At 45.3% G+C, this 19,881-nt stretch carries 14 protein-coding genes and 2 tRNA genes; 12 read left to right on the plus strand and 4 right to left on the minus strand.

Going from position 1 to position 19,881, the window contains the following annotated elements; translation table 11 throughout:
- The first annotated feature begins 78 nt into the window (after positions 1 to 78).
- From PGW94_RS01980 to PGW94_RS02025, 10 genes are all read left to right on the plus strand, one after another.
- Positions 79 to 153, plus strand: a tRNA-Trp gene (locus tag PGW94_RS01980).
- A gap of 24 nt (positions 154 to 177) precedes the next feature.
- The gene (secE, locus tag PGW94_RS01985) at positions 178 to 378 is read left to right on the plus strand and encodes a preprotein translocase subunit SecE (RefSeq protein ID WP_271758122.1); all 201 of its coding nucleotides are present in this window, start codon (positions 178 to 180) and stop codon (positions 376 to 378) included.
- Positions 368 to 928, plus strand: a complete 561-nt coding sequence (nusG, locus tag PGW94_RS01990) for a transcription termination/antitermination protein NusG (protein ID WP_271758124.1) — start codon at positions 368 to 370, stop codon at positions 926 to 928. The genes secE and nusG overlap by 11 nt, the downstream gene beginning before the upstream one ends.
- A 3-nt stretch (positions 929 to 931) precedes the next feature.
- Positions 932 to 1,378 (plus strand): 50S ribosomal protein L11, encoded by a 447-nt coding sequence (rplK, locus tag PGW94_RS01995; protein WP_271758127.1) that lies wholly within the window; start codon positions 932 to 934, stop codon positions 1,376 to 1,378.
- A gap of 14 nt (positions 1,379 to 1,392) precedes the next feature.
- Positions 1,393 to 2,043, plus strand: coding sequence for a 50S ribosomal protein L1 (gene rplA / locus PGW94_RS02000; RefSeq protein ID WP_271758129.1), 651 nt, complete (start codon positions 1,393 to 1,395; stop codon positions 2,041 to 2,043).
- Between the two features lie 32 nt (positions 2,044 to 2,075).
- Positions 2,076 to 2,555 carry a 50S ribosomal protein L10 gene (gene rplJ, locus PGW94_RS02005; protein ID WP_271758131.1) on the plus strand — a complete coding sequence of 160 codons (480 nt, stop codon included), beginning with the start codon at positions 2,076 to 2,078 and terminating at the stop codon, positions 2,553 to 2,555.
- Positions 2,556 to 2,724: 169 nt separating this feature from the next.
- Entirely contained in the window at positions 2,725 to 3,129 is a 405-nt protein-coding gene (gene rplL, locus PGW94_RS02010) for a 50S ribosomal protein L7/L12 (protein ID WP_271758133.1), read from the plus strand.
- A 36-nt stretch (positions 3,130 to 3,165) separates the two neighbouring features.
- Positions 3,166 to 7,317, plus strand: a complete 4,152-nt coding sequence (gene rpoB / locus PGW94_RS02015; protein ID WP_271758167.1) for a DNA-directed RNA polymerase subunit beta — start codon at positions 3,166 to 3,168, stop codon at positions 7,315 to 7,317.
- An 11-nt stretch (positions 7,318 to 7,328) separates the two neighbouring features.
- Positions 7,329 to 11,561 (plus strand): DNA-directed RNA polymerase subunit beta', encoded by a 4,233-nt coding sequence (gene rpoC, locus PGW94_RS02020; RefSeq protein WP_271758135.1) that lies wholly within the window; start codon positions 7,329 to 7,331, stop codon positions 11,559 to 11,561.
- Between the two features lie 703 nt (positions 11,562 to 12,264).
- Positions 12,265 to 12,471, plus strand: a complete 207-nt coding sequence (locus PGW94_RS02025) for a hypothetical protein (RefSeq protein ID WP_271758137.1) — start codon at positions 12,265 to 12,267, stop codon at positions 12,469 to 12,471.
- A 440-nt stretch (positions 12,472 to 12,911) separates the two neighbouring features.
- On the opposite strand, the gene PGW94_RS02030 is transcribed toward PGW94_RS02025, so the two are convergent.
- Positions 12,912 to 13,553, minus strand: coding sequence for a ribonuclease HII (locus PGW94_RS02030; RefSeq protein ID WP_271758139.1), 642 nt, complete (start codon positions 13,551 to 13,553; stop codon positions 12,912 to 12,914).
- Positions 13,554 to 13,924: 371 nt separating this feature from the next.
- On the opposite strand from PGW94_RS02030, the gene PGW94_RS02035 reads away from it, so the two are divergent.
- Complete coding sequence (locus tag PGW94_RS02035) at positions 13,925 to 15,142, plus strand: hypothetical protein (RefSeq protein WP_271758141.1); 1,218 nt, start codon at positions 13,925 to 13,927, stop codon at positions 15,140 to 15,142.
- 530 nt (positions 15,143 to 15,672) lie between these two features.
- On the opposite strand, the gene PGW94_RS02040 is transcribed toward PGW94_RS02035, so the two are convergent.
- The 3 genes from PGW94_RS02040 to PGW94_RS02050 form a co-directional block, all read right to left on the minus strand.
- The gene (locus PGW94_RS02040) at positions 15,673 to 15,900 is read right to left on the minus strand and encodes a hypothetical protein (protein ID WP_271758142.1); all 228 of its coding nucleotides are present in this window, start codon (positions 15,898 to 15,900) and stop codon (positions 15,673 to 15,675) included.
- 330 nt (positions 15,901 to 16,230) lie between these two features.
- Positions 16,231 to 16,304: transfer RNA gene (locus PGW94_RS02045), tRNA-Arg, on the minus strand.
- 1,388 nt (positions 16,305 to 17,692) lie between these two features.
- A complete protein-coding gene (locus tag PGW94_RS02050; protein ID WP_271758143.1) occupies positions 17,693 to 18,823 on the minus strand; it encodes an aminotransferase class I/II-fold pyridoxal phosphate-dependent enzyme in 1,131 nt (376 codons plus the stop codon).
- Positions 18,824 to 19,269: 446 nt separating this feature from the next.
- Between PGW94_RS02050 and PGW94_RS02055 the strand changes: the two genes are divergently transcribed.
- Positions 19,270 to 19,764 (plus strand): Na+/H+ antiporter subunit E, encoded by a 495-nt coding sequence (locus PGW94_RS02055; RefSeq protein ID WP_271758145.1) that lies wholly within the window; start codon positions 19,270 to 19,272, stop codon positions 19,762 to 19,764.
- Positions 19,765 to 19,881 lie beyond the last annotated feature (117 nt).

The following is a 19,881-nucleotide window of genomic DNA, read 5'->3' on the forward strand; positions in this document are numbered from 1 at the left end:
GAGAGAAGGTGGAAGGACCGTTGGCTCGGGTATTATCACTGAGATTTTGGAGTAGGTGGTGTCTCGTATGGTTAAGTTGGGAGTGTAGCTCAATGGGTAGAGTGCCAGTCTCCAAAACTGGTGATACGGGTTCAATTCCTGTCACTCCTGCCATAGTTTCGAAGGTGGTTTGCTATTATGATAGGCAATTTTGCTAGGTTTTTGCTTGATGTTAGGCAAGAAATATTGCAGGTTTCTTGGGCTTCCAGGAAAGAGGTGATGGTATCCCTTACTGTGGTTGTGATATCTGTGGCGTTATCGTCTGTATTATTTAGTTGTGTGGATTTTGTATTCTTGAGGCTTGTGAAAGTGATGCTTGGGGTTATTTATGAAGCATGATGATAGTGGTCACGAGTGGTACATAATTCAGGTTTCTTCGGGTAATGAGGAAAAGATATCTCAGATGATATTGGATAGGTCTCAAAAGCTGGGAATGTCCGATATGTTTCGTGAGGTGTTTATTCCTTATGAAGAGGTGACCAAGATAAAGTACAACAAAAAGGTGCAGATGAAGAAGAAGTTGTCACCAGGTTACGTGTTCCTTTGCATGAAATTGTGTGACGATTCTGTCAACTTCGTGCGCAGGCTTCCTAAGGTGTCTAACTTTCTTTTGGATGATTTTGGTATGCCTAAGGTTATACCTGCAGCTGAGATGGATGCGATGCGTAGCCGCATGTGTCAGGGTGTCAGTAGTGACTCTGGTGGCGATGTTTGTAGCTTTGAAGTCGGTGATGAAGTCGTTATAAATGACGGGTTATTTCAGGATTTCAATGGCAAGATTGAGTATGTCAACGAAGATAAGAAGGTTGCTGGCATAAGCGTGATGATATTTGGCAGGCTGACCAAAATAGAGTTTAAATTTGGTAGTATTCGGAAGGTAGAGGAATAGTTTATGAGTAGTGCTGCGTTGCTTTCTAGGATTAACCTGGTTATGGAGGCTGGTAAGGCTGCGCCCGGTCCAAAAGTGGCTTCTGTTTTAGGACCTAGGGGGATTCCTATGCCGCAGTTTTGTAGGGAGTTTAACGATGTTACCAGCTCTAAGGATGCTCCTTACGAGGTTGGTGACCTAGTGACTGCTAGGATATCAGTTTATGCGGACAAAACGTACAGTTTTACGGTGAATGATTCCCCTGTTGCGTTTTTGTTGAGGAAGGCTGCTGGGCTTGAGAAGGGATCTTCTACTCCCGGAAAGAGTAGTGCTGGCAGTGTAAAAATGGAAGATGTTACCAAGATTGCTGAGCGTAAAATAGCAGACATGAATGCCGATAATATTGAGGCTGCAATTAGGATGGTTATTGGCACTGCTAAGTCTATGGGCATCACCGTAGAAGGGAAATAGGAGGTTTGCGTTTTATGTTGGGTGAGAGTGTTTCGTGCAGTGCAGAAGAGGGCATAGATCAGCTTCTCAAGTCGGCGACTGCACGCTTCAAAGAGTCGGTGGATGTTGCGATTAGGCTATCTACTGGGGATTCTAGGTCTGCTGAGGCCATAAGGGGTGTTGCGGTGTTGCCGAAAGGTTTGGGAAGAGATGTCAAGGTGGCGGTCTTTGCCAAGGGTGAGTACGCCAAGCAGGCTCGCGATGCAGGTGCTGATGTTGTAGGTGACGAAGACTTGATAGAGGAGATAAAGAAGGGGCGCAAACTTGATTTTGATTGGTGTATAGCCACTCCTGACTTTATGTCGCAGGTTTCTGCGATTGCTAAGACGTTGGGTCCAAAGGGGTTGATGCCTAATCCTAAATTTGGGACTGTAACTTTCGATGTTGCCAAGATGGTTGGTATTATTAAGGCTGGGCAGGTGAAATTTAGGTCTGACAGATACGGCATTGTGCATGTCAAGGTGGGTGATGTGGGGTTTTCTCGTGAGGATTTGATGGAGAATCTCCGCGCTGTGATTTCTGCGGTACAGAATTTGAAGCCAGCTACTGTCAAGGGTGCTTTCCTAAAGGCCGTTTTCCTGAATACCACCATGGGTAAGTCTTACAGGATAGCGGGGTTGGGGTAGTTCAGGCGCAATGTGGGAATTAGAGGTTTACAGTGAAGCGTATAGATAAAGAACGGCATTTGGGGAATGTCAGCGGGTTGTTTGCAAGATTCGGGAGTTTTGTGCTGGCGAATTTTAGGTCAATGACTGCTGGTGATTTTGCTGCGCTCAGAAAAGAGCTGAAAGCTGCCGGGTGTGGGGTATCTGTGGTAAAGAACAGCATAGCTTGCATTGCGTTGAAGGAGTCTGATAAAGAGGGTCTTAGCGATAAGTTCAGGGGTGCGGTGTTTGTAGCGTATTCTGATGACGTTGTTACGCTTTCGAAGACTCTGTATGCGTTTGTTAAGTCCAGGGCAGATAAGGTGTCTTTGGTGTGTGCGTATGATGGCGGTCAGATTCTGTCGGCAGAACAGGTTGTCTTTTTTGCTACCCTGCCTTCCTTGGAGGAGCTGCGTATGCGTATTGCGGGTTTGATAGCCTATGGTATACCAATGAGACTGGCTAGTTGTCTGAAGGCTATAGGCGACAAGTAGTGGTATCTTGCACTGTTGGATTGGGTCGGTGGAGTTTTGGTTTTAAGAGTGGCTAGGGCTCTGTGTTACTGCTGAAAAAAGGAGGGCTCATGGGCCGTTGGTGCTACCGGTTATGTGCAGTCTTTCCGCAGAGGGTTATTGATAAAGGGTAGGATTTTAGGAGTTTGTTATGAGTGGTGTTGATTTAGATGCTTTGGTAGAGAAGATTTGCGAGCTTGATTTATGTAGTGCCGCCGCATTAGTAGAGAAGATAGAGGATAAGCTTGGCTTCCCCAAGGGTGGGCTGTTGGCTTCTGTATCTGCATCGGGTAGTGCTGCTGCAGGTGGAGGCGCTGCTGCTGAGGCTGAAAAGACGGAATTTATGGTAGTGTTTGAGGGCTACGCTGCAGACAAGAAAATAGCGGTTATTAAGGCTGTTAGGGAGTGCACCAGCCTTGGACTAAAAGAAGCTAAGGACTTTGTGGAACAGGAAGGTTCAAGAGAGCTGGTTGAAGGTAAGAAGTATAAGAAGGCTGAAGCTGAGGAAGTGAAGAAGAAGCTTGAAGATGCTGGTGCTCAGGTGAGTTTAAAATAACCTTGGGTGTTTTGTTGTAGTGGTTTTGAGGGAGTGATGTCTTCTGCGGGTGGTTCTAGTTCCGGGTATGTGCTGAATGATTTTGATGCTGTTCCTAGGCTCTCTTACGCGAGGTCCATAGACATTCGCGATTCTTTAAGTGATCTTATAAGAATACAGAGGGATTCCTATGATGCCTTCATAGGTCTTGATAGAGAGGGTACAGGTGGGATACGAGATATATTTCAGTCCATGTTCCCCATACGAGATCCTTTGGGCAGGGCTGTTCTCGAGTTCGTAAGTTACAGCATTGGGGATCCTCAATATGACGAGTACGAGTGTATAAAGCGTGGCATAACGTTTTCTGTGCCCATGCGCATTACCCTCCGTTTCGTTGTTTGGAAAGTGCAGGAAGTTTCGTTCAAGGAAGTCAAGTACGTAGTTGACGAGGGGACCCTTGAAAGAAGCGTGAAGTATATGAAGGAGCAGGAGGTTTCTATCGGCGATTTGCCTATGATGACCTCATATGGGACTTTCATTATCAACGGAATCGAGCGCGTAATAGTCTCTCAGATGCATAGATCTCCTGGCGTCTTTTTTGATAGCGACAAGGGTAAAACTTACAGCTCAGGTAAGCTCATTTACTCTGCGCGCATAATTCCATATAGGGGCTCATGGCTTGATTTTGAGTTTGATATAAAAGACATCATCTACTTCCGCATCGATAAAAAGCGCAAACTTCCTGTGTCGTACTTGCTCAAGGCTCTTGGGATGTCGAATAACGACATTCTAGACGCATTTTACGACAAAGTTGTGTACGTGAGGTGTGATAAGGGTTGGAAGGTACCGTTTGTTGTAGATCGCTTCAAGGGAGTGAGGTTGCCTTATGATCTTATGGATTCGGATGGTAACGTTCTGGTCAAGGCGAATACTAGAATAACCTTGCGGGTGGCCAAGAAGCTACAAGCGGATGGATTGCAGGAATATCTTGTGCCATTCTCAGGTATTGCTGGTATGTATGTCGCTACTGATCTGGTGGACCCTAGTAGCGGTTCTGTTATCATATCGGCCGGAGAGGTAATATCTTCCGAGCATATAGTAAAGTTAGAGCTGTTTGACATTAGCGAGATAGCATTCCTAAACATTGATTTTCTCACTGTTGGGCCTTACGTTCTGAATACGTTGTTCTTAGATAGACATATAACGCAAGAGGACGCCCTGTTTGAGATTTATCGGGTGCTACGTTCCGGGGAGTCTCCTAATCTGGAATCTGTGAAATCATTCTTCCGTGGGCTGTTCTTTGAACCAGAAAGATATGACTTGTCCGTTGTTGGTAGGATCAAGCTCAATAGCCATTTGCGATTGAATGTGGATGAGAGCCTGACTGTACTGACTAACGATGACATAGTGCACGTCATCAAGAAGTTGGTTCTGTTGCGTGACGGTGAAGGGGTGGTAGATGATATAGACCATCTAGGTAATAGGAGAGTGCGGTCTGTAGGGGAGTTTATAGAAAATCAGTTTAGGGTTGGAATACTCCGGCTTGAACGCATGATAATGGATTACATGTCATCGGTTAATTTTGACAACGCGATGCCGTGTGATTTTGTTAATCCCAAGGTTTTGGCTACGGTATTGAAGGACTTTTTCAGTTCTTCTCAGCTATCCCAATTTATGGATCAGACGAATCCGCTATCGGAGGTGACTCACAAACGTAGGCTGTCTGCATTGGGGCCAGGTGGGTTAACTAGGGAGAGAGCAGGGTTTGAAGTGCGAGATGTGCACCCGACTCACTATGGTAGAATATGTCCTATAGAAACTCCTGAAGGGCAGAATATAGGCTTAATAAGCAGTCTCGCTATATATGCTAAGATAAACAAATATGGGTTCATAGAAAGTCCGTACAGAAAGGTTGTGGACGGCGTTGTTACGGATACGGTTGAGTACTTGCTTGCCACTCAGGAAGGAGATTACTACATCGCAGATGCTGGAGCTGCGCTGGATGAGAATGGCCGCTTTGTTGATGACATGCTGTATTGTCGTCATGGTGGTAATTTTGTCATGGTCAAGAGCGAGGATGTTAACTATGTTGATGTCTCGCCAAAGCAAATAGTATCCGTGGCAGCATCTCTTATACCGTTCCTAGAGAATAACGACGCGAACCGTGCGCTTATGGGTTCGAACATGCAGAGGCAGGCCGTGCCGTTGCTAAAGGCTGAAGCTCCGTTGGTAGGCACAGGTATGGAGTCAGTGGTAGCGGCGGGTTCAGGCGCTGTTGTTCTTGCTAAGCGCGATGGGATAGTGCACAGAGTTGATGGCTCGTACGTCGTTGTTAGGGCGTTTGACAAGAACAAAGATGAGTACCTTGGTGTTGACATATACAAACTGAGGAAGTTTCAGCGTTCCAATCACAATACGTGCATAAATCAGAGGCCGATAGTTAAGATAGGTGATTACGTCAAGGCTAACGATGTAATAGCGGATGGTGCCGCTATTGACAGGGGTGAGCTTGCTCTTGGTAAGAACGTTTTGGTGGCGTTCATGTCGTGGCAAGGTTACAACTTTGAGGATTCCATTGTGATGTCCAGTGACGTTGTGAAGAGGGACGTGTTCACTTCTATTCACATAGAGGAATTTGAGTGTGTGGTTAGGGACACTCCTTTGGGGCCGGAGAAAATTATGAGATCTGTTCCCGATGTGAATGAGGAGAGCCTGAGTCATCTTGACGACGTTGGTATAGTGAATATTGGTGCTGAGGTTTCTTCTGGAAGCGTGCTTGTGGGTAAGGTTACCCCTAGGCCGCCTGTTTCACTTCCTCCGGAGACTAAACTACTCGTGACGATCTTTGGGGAAAAGGTGTTCGACTGTGTTGACACGTCTCTATACCTGCCGCCCGATGTCGAAGGCACAGTAATAGATGTTCATGTGTTTGTAAGAAGGGGTGTTGAGGAAAACGATAGATCTCTTCTTATAAAGCAGAGCGAAATCAGTAACTTCATGAAGGAAAGGGACTACGAGATAGATGTTGTTAGTGAGTACTTCAATGATGAGCTGAAGAAGCTACTGCGCGGTGCTTGCGATGTTCCTAGTGGTTACGCAGATATGGATGCCTTTTTTGCTGCAGAGCCTGCCAAGGTATTGTGGGATATGGGGCTGGCTGATTCTAAGGTTTCGGCTAAAGTTTCTGAGATGAAGGGCAGGTTCGATGAGATAGTTGCGGAGGCTCATAGCAAGTTTGAGCAGAAGATAGATAAGCTTAATTACGGATATGATTTGCCACAGGGTGTTCTTACTATTGTAAAGGTCTTTGTTGCTGTGAAGCACAACCTGCAGCCGGGCGATAAGATGGCGGGTAGACACGGGAACAAGGGTGTTATTTCTAGAATAGTTCCCGTTGAAGATATGCCGCATTTGGAAGATGGTACTCCGGTTGACCTTATTTTGAACTCCTTGGGTGTGCCTTCTCGTATGAACATAGGGCAAATCCTAGAGACTCACCTAGGCTGGGCTTCCGTAAACCTTGGTAAGAAACTCGGTAGAATACTGGATCAGGATGAGGAAGGAGGCGCTATAGCGGATAAGGTGAGGAGCTTTTTATCTCAGGTGTATGAAGGACAGAAGCTGTGTGAAGACGTGGCCTCTATGTCTGATGAGGATCTGCTCAGGTTTGCGCGCAGGCTGAGGAAGGGTGTTCCGATGGCTGCTCCGGTATTTGAGGGTCCTAAGGATTCACAGATTTCTAGACTTTTGGAGTTGGCTGACGTTGATCCTTCAGGGCAGGTTGATTTATATGATGGAAGGTTAGGGCAGAAGTTTGATCGTAAGGTTACTGTAGGATACATATACATGTTGAAACTTCATCACTTGGTGGATGACAAAATACATGCAAGATCTGTTGGTCCGTACGGTCTTGTTACTCAGCAGCCTTTAGGGGGTAAGTCTCACTTTGGTGGCCAGAGATTTGGTGAAATGGAATGTTGGGCTCTTCAGGCTTATGGTGCTGCTTATACCTTGCAGGAAATGCTTACTGTTAAGTCTGATGATATTGTAGGCCGGGTGAGAATTTACGAATCCATAATTAAGGGTGATAGCAACTTTGAGTGTGGTATCCCTGAATCGTTTAACGTTATGGTCAAGGAGTTGCGTTCTTTGTGTCTTAACGTTGTACTGAAGCAGGATAAAGAATTTACTAATAGCGAAGTGGAGTAGGGATTTACAGTATGAAGACATTGGATTTGTATGGCTATACTAGTATAGCGCAGTCGTTCGATAAGATTTGCATATCCATAGCTAGCGCTGACAGTATCAGAGCTATGTCTTATGGAGAGATAAAGGATATCTCTACTACTAACTATCGCACCTTCAAGGTGGAAAAAGGAGGGCTTTTTTGCCCGAAAATTTTTGGCCCTGTAAATGACGATGAATGCCTTTGTGGTAAGTACAGGAAGAAGCGCTACAGGGGTATTGTTTGTGAGAAATGTGGCGTCGAGGTTACCTCTTCGAAGGTGAGGAGGGAGCGTATGGGGCATATAGAGCTTGTCTCTCCCGTGGCCCACGTATGGTTCCTGAAATCTTTGCCATCTCGCATCGGTGCTCTCTTAGATATGCCACTAAAGTCCATTGAGAGTATACTCTACAGTGGCGAGTTTGTTGTTATTGATCCTGTGGCAACTCCTTTTTCGAAGGGGGAGGTCATAAGTGAGAGTGTTTACAATCAGGCGAGGGATGCGTACGGCGAAGATGGGTTCTTTGCGCTCACAGGTGTTGAGGCTATAAAGGAGCTTCTTACCCGCCTTGATCTTGAGGCTATTAGGGCTGGTTTGAGAAACGAGCTGGAATCCACGACTTCAGAAATGAAGCGGAAGAAGGTTGTCAAAAGGTTGCGCCTTATAGAGAATTTTATTAAGTCGGGAAATAGGCCTGAGTGGATGATTCTGACCGTAATACCTGTACTTCCGCCGGATTTGCGGCCGTTGGTATCGCTGGAAAATGGTAGGCCTGCAGTTTCTGATCTTAATCACCACTATAGAACCATCATAAATCGTAACAATAGGTTGGAAAAACTGCTTAAGCTGAATCCTCCGGCTATTATGATCCGGAACGAAAAGAGGATGCTACAGGAAGCGGTTGATGCTCTGTTTGACAGCAGTAGGCGCAGCTATGTGTCTAGTAGGGCTGGTAGCATGGGGTATAAGAAGTCTCTTAGCGACATGCTAAAGGGCAAGCAAGGTAGGTTTAGGCAGAACTTATTGGGTAAACGCGTAGACTACTCAGGTAGGTCTGTAATTGTTGTTGGTCCTAGCCTAAAACTTCATCAGTGTGGGCTTCCGAAGAAAATGGCTCTGGAGCTGTTTAAGCCATTTATCTGTTCTAAACTTAAGATGTACGGGATAGCGCCGACTGTGAAGTTGGCAAATAAAATGATCCAGAGTGAAAAGCCTGATGTGTGGGATGTTTTGGACGAAGTTATAAGGGAGCATCCTATTCTATTGAATAGGGCGCCAACTTTGCACAGGTTGGGGCTTCAGGCGTTCGATCCTGTGTTGATAGAGGGTAAGGCGATCCAGCTGCATCCGTTGGTTTGTAGTGCTTTTAACGCTGACTTCGATGGAGACCAAATGGCGGTTCACGTGCCATTGTCTCTTGAGGCTCAGCTTGAGGCTCGTGTCCTCATGATGTCGACTAATAACATTCTCAGTCCATCTAATGGTAGGCCGATAATAGTGCCGTCCAAGGATATAGTCTTGGGCATATATTATCTAACGTTGCAGGAGGGTAATCCTGCGGATCATGAAGTGCAAACTTTTGCAGAGTTCAGCCATGTGGAATACGCGCTGCACGAAGGTATTGTGCATACCTGCTCAAAGATAAAGTTCAGGATGCAGAAGGGCATAGAAGATGGTGTTGTTCAGACGGAGGTCATAGAGACTACGCCTGGTAGGCTTGTCCTGTGGCAAATATTTCCGAAGCATAAGGATCTCAATTTTGATTTAGTGAATCAGGTTCTGACCGTAAAGGAAATCACTTCCATTGTTGATCTGGTGTACAGAAGCTGTGGCCAGAGAGAGACTGTGGAGTTTTCAGACAAGCTGATGTCCTTAGGGTTTAGGTACGCGTCGCAGTCGGGCATATCGTTTGGTTGTAAGGATATGATTATTCCAGATACCAAGGCCGCACACGTTGAGGATGCTAGTGAGAAAATTAGGGAGTTTTCCATACAGTATCAGGATGGTTTGATCACCAAGAGTGAGCGCTACAACAAGGTGGTGGACGAGTGGTCTAAATGTACCGACCTTATAGCTAGGGATATGATGAAGGCTATATCTCTGAGCGATGAAGAGGGTAAGCTTAATTCGATATACATGATGGCCAATTCTGGTGCTAGGGGTTCTGCGTCTCAGATGAAGCAGCTTGCGGGAATGAGAGGTCTTATGGCCAAGCCTTCGGGTGAGATTATAGAAACTCCAATCATTTCGAATTTTAGAGAAGGGTTGAGCGTATTTGAGTATTTCAATTCTACGCACGGTGCACGTAAGGGTTTAGCGGATACTGCTTTGAAGACTGCTAACTCAGGGTATTTGACTCGTAGGCTAGTTGATGTTGCTCAAGACTGTACGGTGGTTGAGCATGACTGTGGAACCAGCGGTGGCGTAGTGGCTCGGGCTGTGGTGGAAGGAGGGGTTGTTGTGGCCACTCTTGACGGCTTGGTCTTAGGTAGGGTTGCTGCGGTGAACACGTATAATCCTGTAACGGGTGAGCTTTTGTTCAGTGCGGGTGAGTTGATAGATGAAAGCAAGATAGAAAAGATAAGAGTAGCTGGCTTGGATGCGGTAAGAGTTCGCTCACCGCTTACATGTGAGTCTAAGCAGGGTATATGTGCTCTGTGCTATGGAAGGGATCTCGCAATAGGTGATTTGGTATCTATAGGTGAAGCTGTGGGTGTGATAGCGGCGCAGTCCGTGGGTGAACCTGGTACACAGCTCACAATGAGAACATTCCACGTTGGTGGTACGGCTATGCGTGGTGTTGAGGTATCGAACTTGATAGCCTTGATGGATGCGAATGTTAAGTTGCTCAACAGCAATGTGGTAACCGACAAATACGGCAATCAGATAGTCATGAGTAGGTCATGCGAAGTCGTTCTCTCAGATAGTGTTGGAAATGAGAAAATGAGACATAGTGTGCCGTATGGAGCGAAGCTGTACGTCACTGATGGACAGTCAGTTAATATGATGGAAAAAATAGCTGAGTGGGATCCGTATACTATACCGATAATCACTGAGAAGACTGGTACTGTAAAGTATGTGGATCTCATATACGGCGTATCTATAAACGAAGTGCTTGATGAGTCCACCGGTATTTCCAACAGGGTGGTTGTGGACTGGAAGATGCACTTGCAGGGTGCTAATCTGCGACCCAGATTGGTCTTGTTGGATGACGATGGGGCAGTGGTGACGTTGTCTAATGATCTTGAGGCAAGCTACTTCGTGCCTATAGGTGCGGTTCTAAACGTACAGGACGGGCAGAGGGTGCATGCTGGTGATGTTATTACCAGGATACCTAGAGGATCAATAAAGACCCGTGATATTACCGGTGGTTTGCCGAGAGTTATTGAGCTGTTTGAAGCTCGTAGGCCTAAGGAACACGCGATTGTTAGCGATGTTGATGGATATGTGGAATTTGGGAAAGATTATTACCGTTCCAAGAGGCGTATATTTATCAGGCCTGTTGACAAGAGCTTGTCTGTGGTTGAGTACTTGGTTCCCAAGGGTAAGCACACCATTGTAAACGAGGGAGATTTTGTTCATAAGGGGGATCTTCTTATGGATGGTGACCCTGATCAGCACGATATACTCAGAGTATTGGGAACGGAAGCCTTGGCGAGCTATATGATATCTGAAATACAGCAGGTGTATAGGCTGCAGGGTGTTAAAATAGACAATAAGCACATTGAAGTCATTCTCAGGCAGATGCTACAGAAGGTTGAGATAACTGAACCTGGAGATACGATGTATCTGGTTGGTGAGCATGTTTCAAGAGAAGAGGTGATGAGGCTGAATAGGAAGCTTGAAGAGGCTGGTAAGAAGAAGGTTTCTTACGTGCCGATCTTGCAGGGTATTACCAAAGCGAGTCTGGATACCAACTCCTTCATATCTGCGGCGTCGTTCCAGGAGACCACTAAGGTGTTAACGGAAGCAGCCTTTTCTGGGAAGGAAGACTCTCTTTATGGATTGAAGGAAAATGTTATTGTTGGGCGTCTCATACCTGCGGGTACTGGGTTTGTCATGAACAAGATCAAGAAGCTGTCTATGCTTGATCAGTCTGACTACGCTACATACTATAACAGCGAGCTCCGTGAAATCATGGGGGATCTAGGAGATGGCTTGGTTGAAGATATTAGTGGGTCATCGGGAGGAGATCTCGATATAGGCGGTTCAGTAGTGGACTACTAGAAAATATTAGCGCACTTTACGGTAGCCTCGGTTAGTTGGGTAGCGTGCCAAGGAGTGAAGTGCGAGGTGCAGTTTGTGCGCTTGACCTAGTCAGGCGCTAGTGCCCTCTGGGTGGAGCTGTTGTTTGCTTTTTCAAGTGATACTCTGTGGTTACCTGAGCTGTCTGGGTTTATATGTAGCGGTGATGCAGGGTGTGTGGCCCTGGTGACAACTATTCATCATACAGTTGCTGCAATGGATTTCACGAAGCGATTGCCTGTATATGGTCAGTGATGGGTTTTTCTGTTTTCATAGCGCCCGGTGTGTGCCGCGTGATCATGCTTGGTGCAGCTTAGAGTAACAAGAAATAATTTTTCTAGGGTTGGAATAACATCAGAATAGCGCGTATTAGTAAGTAGCGCACGATGGTGATGCCTTTCGCCTATGATCCGACGGTTAGCTACTATGTAGCTTAGAGTCACTGAGGGGTGTCTAGACAGAAATATGTAGTGCGCAAAGTACGAATTTGCAGCAGTTTTTCCCTTTGTGGGCACTGGGTACAAATAGGTTAGCCCGTTAGAAGAGGATCAGAGTTATACCTTCGAGTTGTACCTGTAATGTGCCATAGATGTTTCGGCTAGGTAGTTGTCCAGGGTTTGTGTGCCAGATGTGTGTTACTCTGAAGCCCAAGCAGCTACCGTTGCACGGTTCAATTTTGTGCCGCGTGGATGTTACGCTCCAAGTGGACATTCCGGCAATAGGATTATCTTATGTGCTAGGGTATCTCTGCATATCCGGTATTATTAGCCATTATCTATTGATAACGAACGTTAGGTCAATGTATAGCACTGCATGGCTGCTTTTGGCGGTACACTACGGTAATCACACTGGCGTTGTCGTTTTGTTTGTAGAGCTATGTTCCGGATTGTGAAATAACGGCATATTTGTCAGTTCACATTACTCTGTATCGTAGTGCTCCATAGACGCATTCTCGTTCTGATGGGTTGTGGAACGTATTGTATAGGGCGTTGGACTGTATCTTTCTGTGCGGAGTTGAGAACCCTGTACGGTGCGGCCCACAGGCTATAAATAGTGTGCAGTTGTTACGCACACTGCATCCAGCTTCACATGCGGTGTCATTAAACCTTGTGTGCGATTTAGCGTTTTCTGGCAGTGGTAACAGTGTGCACTTCGATCTTGCTATGTGTGACAGCATGCGCAGCCATATGAAAAAAGTTGGCACACACTACTTTAATGTCTCAGCTGAGCATTACGTATCGGTTTCCAATCGTATAGTTTTATGCGGAGACTACTTCCATTTGTTCCATATTATTTCAATGGTATTTGGTAAAAGTGTGCGGATGAATCGAATCAACTGTGAACATTTTGCAGTGAGTGCTGAGCCAAATTTTTAACTGGCGAAAATGTGCGTCTGTGATGAGGGGTAATACCATGAACTGAGAGTGCTTCCATATGAGCTTTTGTGCCGTAACCGCAGTTTTTGTTCCAGGCGTATTCTGCAAATTGAGTGTGTAAAGTAGACATAAGTCTGTCTCGGGTAACTTTTGCCACTATAGAAGCTGCAGCTATAGATTTGCTTAAACTGTCGCCTTTCACTATAGCTTCGGTCCTCCAAGCTGAGTCTAAGTTTCTTACTCCATCCACTAGCACGAGATCTATTTTGCCCAAGCAAAGGGATAGGTTGTCCAAAGCGCGCCTCATGGCCATGTGTGACGCAACTAGGATATTATGTTCTTCTATTTCTTCAACATTGGAAGAGCCCACTCCGAACACAGCATGCAACTTCAACTCTTCGAATATAGCTTCGCGTTTTGTGGACGACAAAGCCTTCGAATCTTTTATATTTGCGACATAGTCGGCATTGCGATCTGGTATATATGCAGCCGCGGCGACCACGGGGCCAGCAAGTGCTCCGTATCCAACTTCGTCAACTCCGACGACAACTGAGCCCGGTTGTGGCTCCAACAAATCTTCGTAAAAAAAGTTAACCATGAACAAAAAGTGTGCATATACTGCAGTATATATCCGAAAATGCATAGCGCCAAACATTAGGACAGTATGTGCATTGTTTAGTTAAAGTATATAAAATGTGCATTTTATGTAGCTTATTTAGGAAAAATCGTATATCATGATAACGCTTAGCGTGTGGGCCACAAGTGTTTTGTCATTTGCGGCACAGCGACAATGTAAATTTTTAGGAAATTCACGGAAAAAAATAAATAGTAGCGTCTGAATCAAGTGTCTTTTGCGTGTGCCTTTTTAGAGTTGCATTAAAACGTAATATGTACCTGGATGGTGTTTTGAACTGGTACTGTGTCGTTCAAACTCAAAGGCGCGTCTTCCGCGAAAAAGTAGAGGATAATATGATGCAGATAGTAAACGCCATTAGCAGGCTTAGATTTGCGTGTACTGACCATAGTCTTGATGACATATGCTACAGAACCGTTATAAAAAGCATAATTAAACATGAAGATATCAATTCATGTGTGGCTAATATAAGAAAAAAATTGAGAGACTTTAGAAAGCGCTACAAGGTTGCAGCTGCTAATATAAACGAAAAAATTCTTGACCTTAATTACGCAGAACACTCTAGAAGCTTTGATCCACGGGCTCCGAAAACTGTTGTGTTCCAGCTGTCAGAGGATATAAGAATCCTATGTCAGGATGACAAAAAAATGATAGAAACGCTCAGTTTTGCGCACAGCTCTATACACTCCGTCAACGCGCAGACAAGAAGTGAATATACGGAAGCTCTTGTGAGAGATTGTCCAAACCTTCTAGACGATAGGGCATTCTCAGCTTATGCATCAGAGGCTATGGGACAAAATCTTAGTGACTCAACATTCCAACGGGAAGTTAGGATAGAATCTACGCGTAGTAGCGCTTCTTGTTACGGTAGAACGAAGAAATCTGTGCCAGATTTAACGTTATGTGTTTTCAAAACACATGGGAGCACTTCCTTCATGCCGAAAAAATATGCGAAATCGTACGGAAAGCCCAGCACTGAAGAGTATGGGGAAATATATGTGTGTGCAGATGTACCTAAAGGTGTGACACTAGACATGGGTAGTAGAAGTCTCATAGTGCTAGGCAGCGTTGCGGGAAGTCTATCTGCAGTGGCTGCCCCAGTGGTGTGTGGCGTCAGAACACCGTATATCTCTGTTAAGGAAGTTCAAAAAAGCGGAAGAATTTCCGTATGTGGAGGAAGTTTAGTTGTTTCAGGAGACAACTGTGGCACAGTGGTTCTCGTGCGACAATTCGGAAAGAAACAGGATGTTCCCGTAGTTCAGGGGAATAATTTTGGCAACGTATTTACTGGATCTACTCCGAACAGGACGGGCGCAGTATTTAGTTATCCTGGTGGGCTAATATCAGAACGAGACCGATGCTCTGCGCGAGATTCTGCGTTACTTAATGGGGGTAGATCTGAAGTTAAGCGTACCTCTAGGTATAGTCTTCGTGGGCGGATATTACATAATGTAAACGTTGACAGCGTTAGTCTAATACAACCCGAGCGTACACATTGTCGCGTTGCGCCGTACACATTGTATGCAGGTAACGGGTCTGGGCATTGTAGATAAGGTGCAATAAGCCAAGAGTAGCGACTCACGAGTCGATTATTGCGCATAGCTGGCATGTAATCTTCTGTATTTCTACATCAAAAATTGTTTCACTGGGATGTTACGTGTAGGAATGTAATGTGCTTTTTTGTGGAAAAGGGGATTATGTGCGGCTATGGCATTGTGATTCCGTGTAGTCTACTTTCGCTACTGGTGAAGTACAATTTTGCTGAGAATGCCAAAAGATTGAGAGTGAAGTACTGGACCGGAGAAGGAGCTCATGGATCATTCTAAACTTAGGTAAGATTCTGTGAAAATTACGACAATGTGCGATTTCAGGTTCGTAGCAGTGTACCATTATCTAGCGTTGTTACAAGATTGAGGGCAAAAATGGTGTGGTAGAGCTGTTGCTTTATTGTGCATGCTCCAAGTACGTGAGTCGGACATCGTGTAGCTCTTCTATTTGTAGGGCTGCAGAGATGATATGCCGCACGTTCGACGAAAAACTTTCGAAGAAAGACTAAAATTTTGTTCCATCTGTTTCGCGTTTTTTATTCCGTCACGCCACTTTCCATTAGCCGCCCATGGCTCGAGGATTTACGTACAGCGCGTTTGGCGAAGCTACTGTGCTTTTCTAGCTCAGAAGACAGTCGCCACGTAATACTTGCGTGATGAAGTGCACGAGATATGACAGAAAAACTGCGCAACATGCGTATCTGAACTTTACCCTGAAATACCCACACAACACATTGACTAGGGCACCAACCAGATATAGCCATGCCAGTGAACCAAGTAACAATATCAATGTCGCACAAACGAACCTTGGCAGACCCACAGGGTTCTGAGGTTTGTGATACACCATCCTTGCCAGGTATATCAGTCTCCCTAAGAAGCAGTTAATGATGCCTCCAATGGATGCACCAAGCGCACCTACGAAGATCGAAACTGCTGCGCTGTAACCGCCAAAACAACACATGATGTTGAAAGCTGTAAGCCTGCTGAGCGGCAAAACAAGAGACGCTACAAAAGCGTCTACGAACAGCAGGAGATATACCTCCAAAGTATGAGAAACGTACACGGATTCACCCCCAGAGTATAGCAGAGACTCGTGGGACCGGTGCGATTCGAACGCACGACCTTCAGATTAGGAATCTAACGCTCTATCCTACTGAGCCACGGTCCCACAAAATAATGCCCTCAAACACTCTACACAATCTCGCGGCATAGGACAACCAACATTTCAAGTTGTTAAGCTATAGTGACAGCACGAAGTGTTAGTGACAAGCTTATGGTCTACTTATGGCATGTGCGCAACAGAAGAATAATAGGTACAATTACCCAGAGGTTTTGTTCAAAGTTCTATAAAGATACCATATGTAATCATGGCGCATTTGTTGCACCAATAAAAATTTGTTTTGTGACTTACGGTATTGGATGTGCCAGCAAGGCTGCTACTTTTGCGTAGTACGATTTGCAAGTCGATTTAATGTCGCGGTGGCACGCGCTCCAGCGGTAGTAAGAGAAGAGTTTCTTGTGTGTTGTACGATGCCTGGATAAAAGACACTTTGAGCAACAGTTGCCCCATTTTGAGGTGTGTTTAGTTATGTGCCAATGAGCATGCCTGACAGGCATTGTGGTTGGTGCATCAGCTTCCCTTTATTAGCGCTGAGAATATGGTGCCAGCGTTTTTCACTGCGCGGTGTGTACTTTATGGTTTCCCGTAATTTGTTTCGTAAGGCCACTTGTGTTGGTAAGCTGGTGAGAGGTTTCTAGTACGCCTCACATTGCTGTGCGCATGCAAATAGGGGGCTTCTCACACAACCTGCCTGGGTGTAATGTAGCAACGTACTTTCGGCATATCTAATCACGCTTAATAAAATTCGGGGCGATTCTGAGAATTCGTGACGTGGACATGAATACGAGTGCGGCAGAGACGCGGACCGACTAGGAGAATTTGATCAACCTACAATTTTGCATTTCATATATATGCACCACGCAGCTATGCGGAGTCTTGTAATGTTAAAACTTGCAGCCATGGCCCTGAACGTTGTAGACACAATGGTAAAGTTATGACTTGACCACAAATGGCACGAATTAGACAAACGCATACTGTTAGTATGTAAATACTGCACAGTCCGGTACATCCATGTGCCCAGAGTTATGATAGATCATTTATATGTACGCATGGGAACATAACACGCTTTATTGTGAATATTATTTGAGATCGTTCTGGCAAGTATACGCAGGTGTAAATCCAATGCGATAAAAATGTTCTTCCAACGAGGAGAGTTTTATCAGACCCGTGCTCCGCGTTACGTACGTGTGTACTATGAGGCCGAAATGGTTCTCACGTACTCACACCGTGGTGCCATTTTCATATTTCAGAGCAGAATACGGCGGCTGGGTACTGCTATCATGAAGGTTCTTATATGAACGTACTATGTGCCACTACAGCACGTAATACATAAGGCTCTGTTCTTGGGGATTTTCGTGCAAAGCGTCAACTCGCAAGCCTGCGGTTACATAAATGCTGCCCACCAGAAAGCGAGGGTTTTAAACCAGCACCGAATGTCACGAAGATACTATGCAATCCGATAGTATGCCCTCACGTTTTAAGACAGAGCAAAGTCTATGTATATCAATCAGCTTGTGAGTGGCGGTGAAGGCAAATCTTAGCCTAGGGCTTGGTACTATAGGAGTACAAATTGCTGAAACGAGCATCCCATTTCTAACCAAAGACTGCACGGCGTTAAGGGCGCTCTGGTTTGTTTTCATGATTAGAGTCACTATGTGACTTTGTGGCTCAGGTAGTTCTAACGTTTGACAAAACTCACGGGCGAACCTTATTGGTATGCCTAACTGTGACTGACATAAGTCCAGCGCAGTGCTTGCGGCAGCCACTACCGACGGTGGCAATGCTGTGGTGCCGACAAGGCTATTTGCGGTGTTCAGCAAATATTCTGTTACAGTTTTTGACCCGCAGATATACCCGCCAAGCGATCCCAAAGTTTTAGAAAGAGTCCCTATATACACATCGGGTTGCTGTGTGCTAAACATGCCAAAGCCATGCGCTGTATCAATTGCTATCCAGGAGTTCCAATGTTTGGCAAGTGCGTGTAACTCTGCAACAGGTGCGATATTACCACTCATTCCGTAAACATTTTCTACCAAGAGCAGGCAGTTTTCATGCGACTTTCTGTACTGGTTCATTAATTTGTCACAGTGTGTGACATCGTTATGGTCAAACTGGTAAATTTCTGCGCCACACAGCTTTGCGCCGTCAAGTAGTGAAGGGTGGGCCATTCTATCTGTTAGTATCATGTCGCGATGACCCACCAACGAAGAGATACACCCTATAGTGGCTAGGTAGCCACTGCTGAATACTAAAGCAGATTCTGTATTGTGCATTTTGGCTAGTTTTTCTTCAAGTTCCGCATACATGGTATGGTTTCCGGTACTTATTCTTGAAGCCCTAGCCCCTACGCCATACAGGTTTACCGCATCTGTCGCTGCCTGTTTTACCAATTCGTGTGTTGACAGCCCCATATAATCATCGCAAGAAAAAGAGAGGAGCTCTTCTTCGTGGTCTGTGTGCACTCTACGACCCGCTATGGATTCATGTAGCGTGTAGTTTTCGAGTTTTCTGCGCAGCCCTGCGCCGTCTATAGACTTTAATCTTTCTTTTAATACATGTTCAAGCACAAAGACCACCTTCTCCACATCAAGACACAAAACCAGTTTTACGTAACAGGTATGGCAGCATTATACAAGTTGCTGCACAGTATGCCAGGGTGTAGTGTAGAGGCAATTTAATAGTGGTATAGAACGCAAATCCGCCACGAAAGGCATATGTATGTAATGCATAATAGCGCAGAAAAAGTGAGTCAATTTATATGCACATAACAGAAGGCGTCATAAATGTCTGCGATGTGCAGCAACCAAATTGCGTTATTTTGTTTTTTACAACAAGGCACTACCAATGGCATAACGCGTGTCGAAGCCTATTATACGAGAGGCATCAAGACATATTGTGCATGTATGTGTATTATAGCAACCGATGATAAAACAGTATGTTGTTCAGTAAGTGCTAGGATTATAAGCGCATTTATGTATCATCAGAACATGTTGTTCTCGGCAAGTTGTGTGCAATGTGGTCATTTGTTGTACAGATATGCATTTGGCTAGTTTTTTCTGGTTATTTCGATACCTTTTTCGTAACGGCGGGAATCATTAGTGCTGCGCTATCTGTATTACTACAGAACCATATATCTGGGTCAATGCCCGTAGATGATTATCGCGCGCTTCCGCAAGGTTGTTCTATCGGGGTGCGTTGTGCAAAGAATGTACTTTTGTACTCTGTGTGGCTCGTGGGGCAGATTGCGTCGTCTACACTGTATGTGACCAAGAGGGTTTTCTTATCTAGTAAATTGGACGATAGCCCCGTGGTTACTGTGGTGGACACAAACCAAAGAAGTGGCTTGGGTCTCTTTGTCCTGTCAAACTCCATAACCATAACGCCAGGCACTATCGGTATGGGTACTACGGCTGAAGGGAAGGTTAAGGTACTTGCGCTTGATAACACATTGCTTTCTGGGGTCTCAGAGAGTGACGATAGGATTTGCAGAGCTTTCTGCATCAAGTAACTTACTGCCGTGCTTCAGGGCTCTCTGCAAAAGTTACCGCTACTTAATCTGAGGATAACTGCGGTGGACCGTCATGTTGCTTATGAGTCGAAGTAGGTTCTATTTCTATCACTTAGT

This window comes from Candidatus Anaplasma sp. TIGMIC (assembly GCF_028204095.1).
Taxonomy (GTDB): Bacteria; Pseudomonadota; Alphaproteobacteria; order Rickettsiales; family Anaplasmataceae; genus Anaplasma.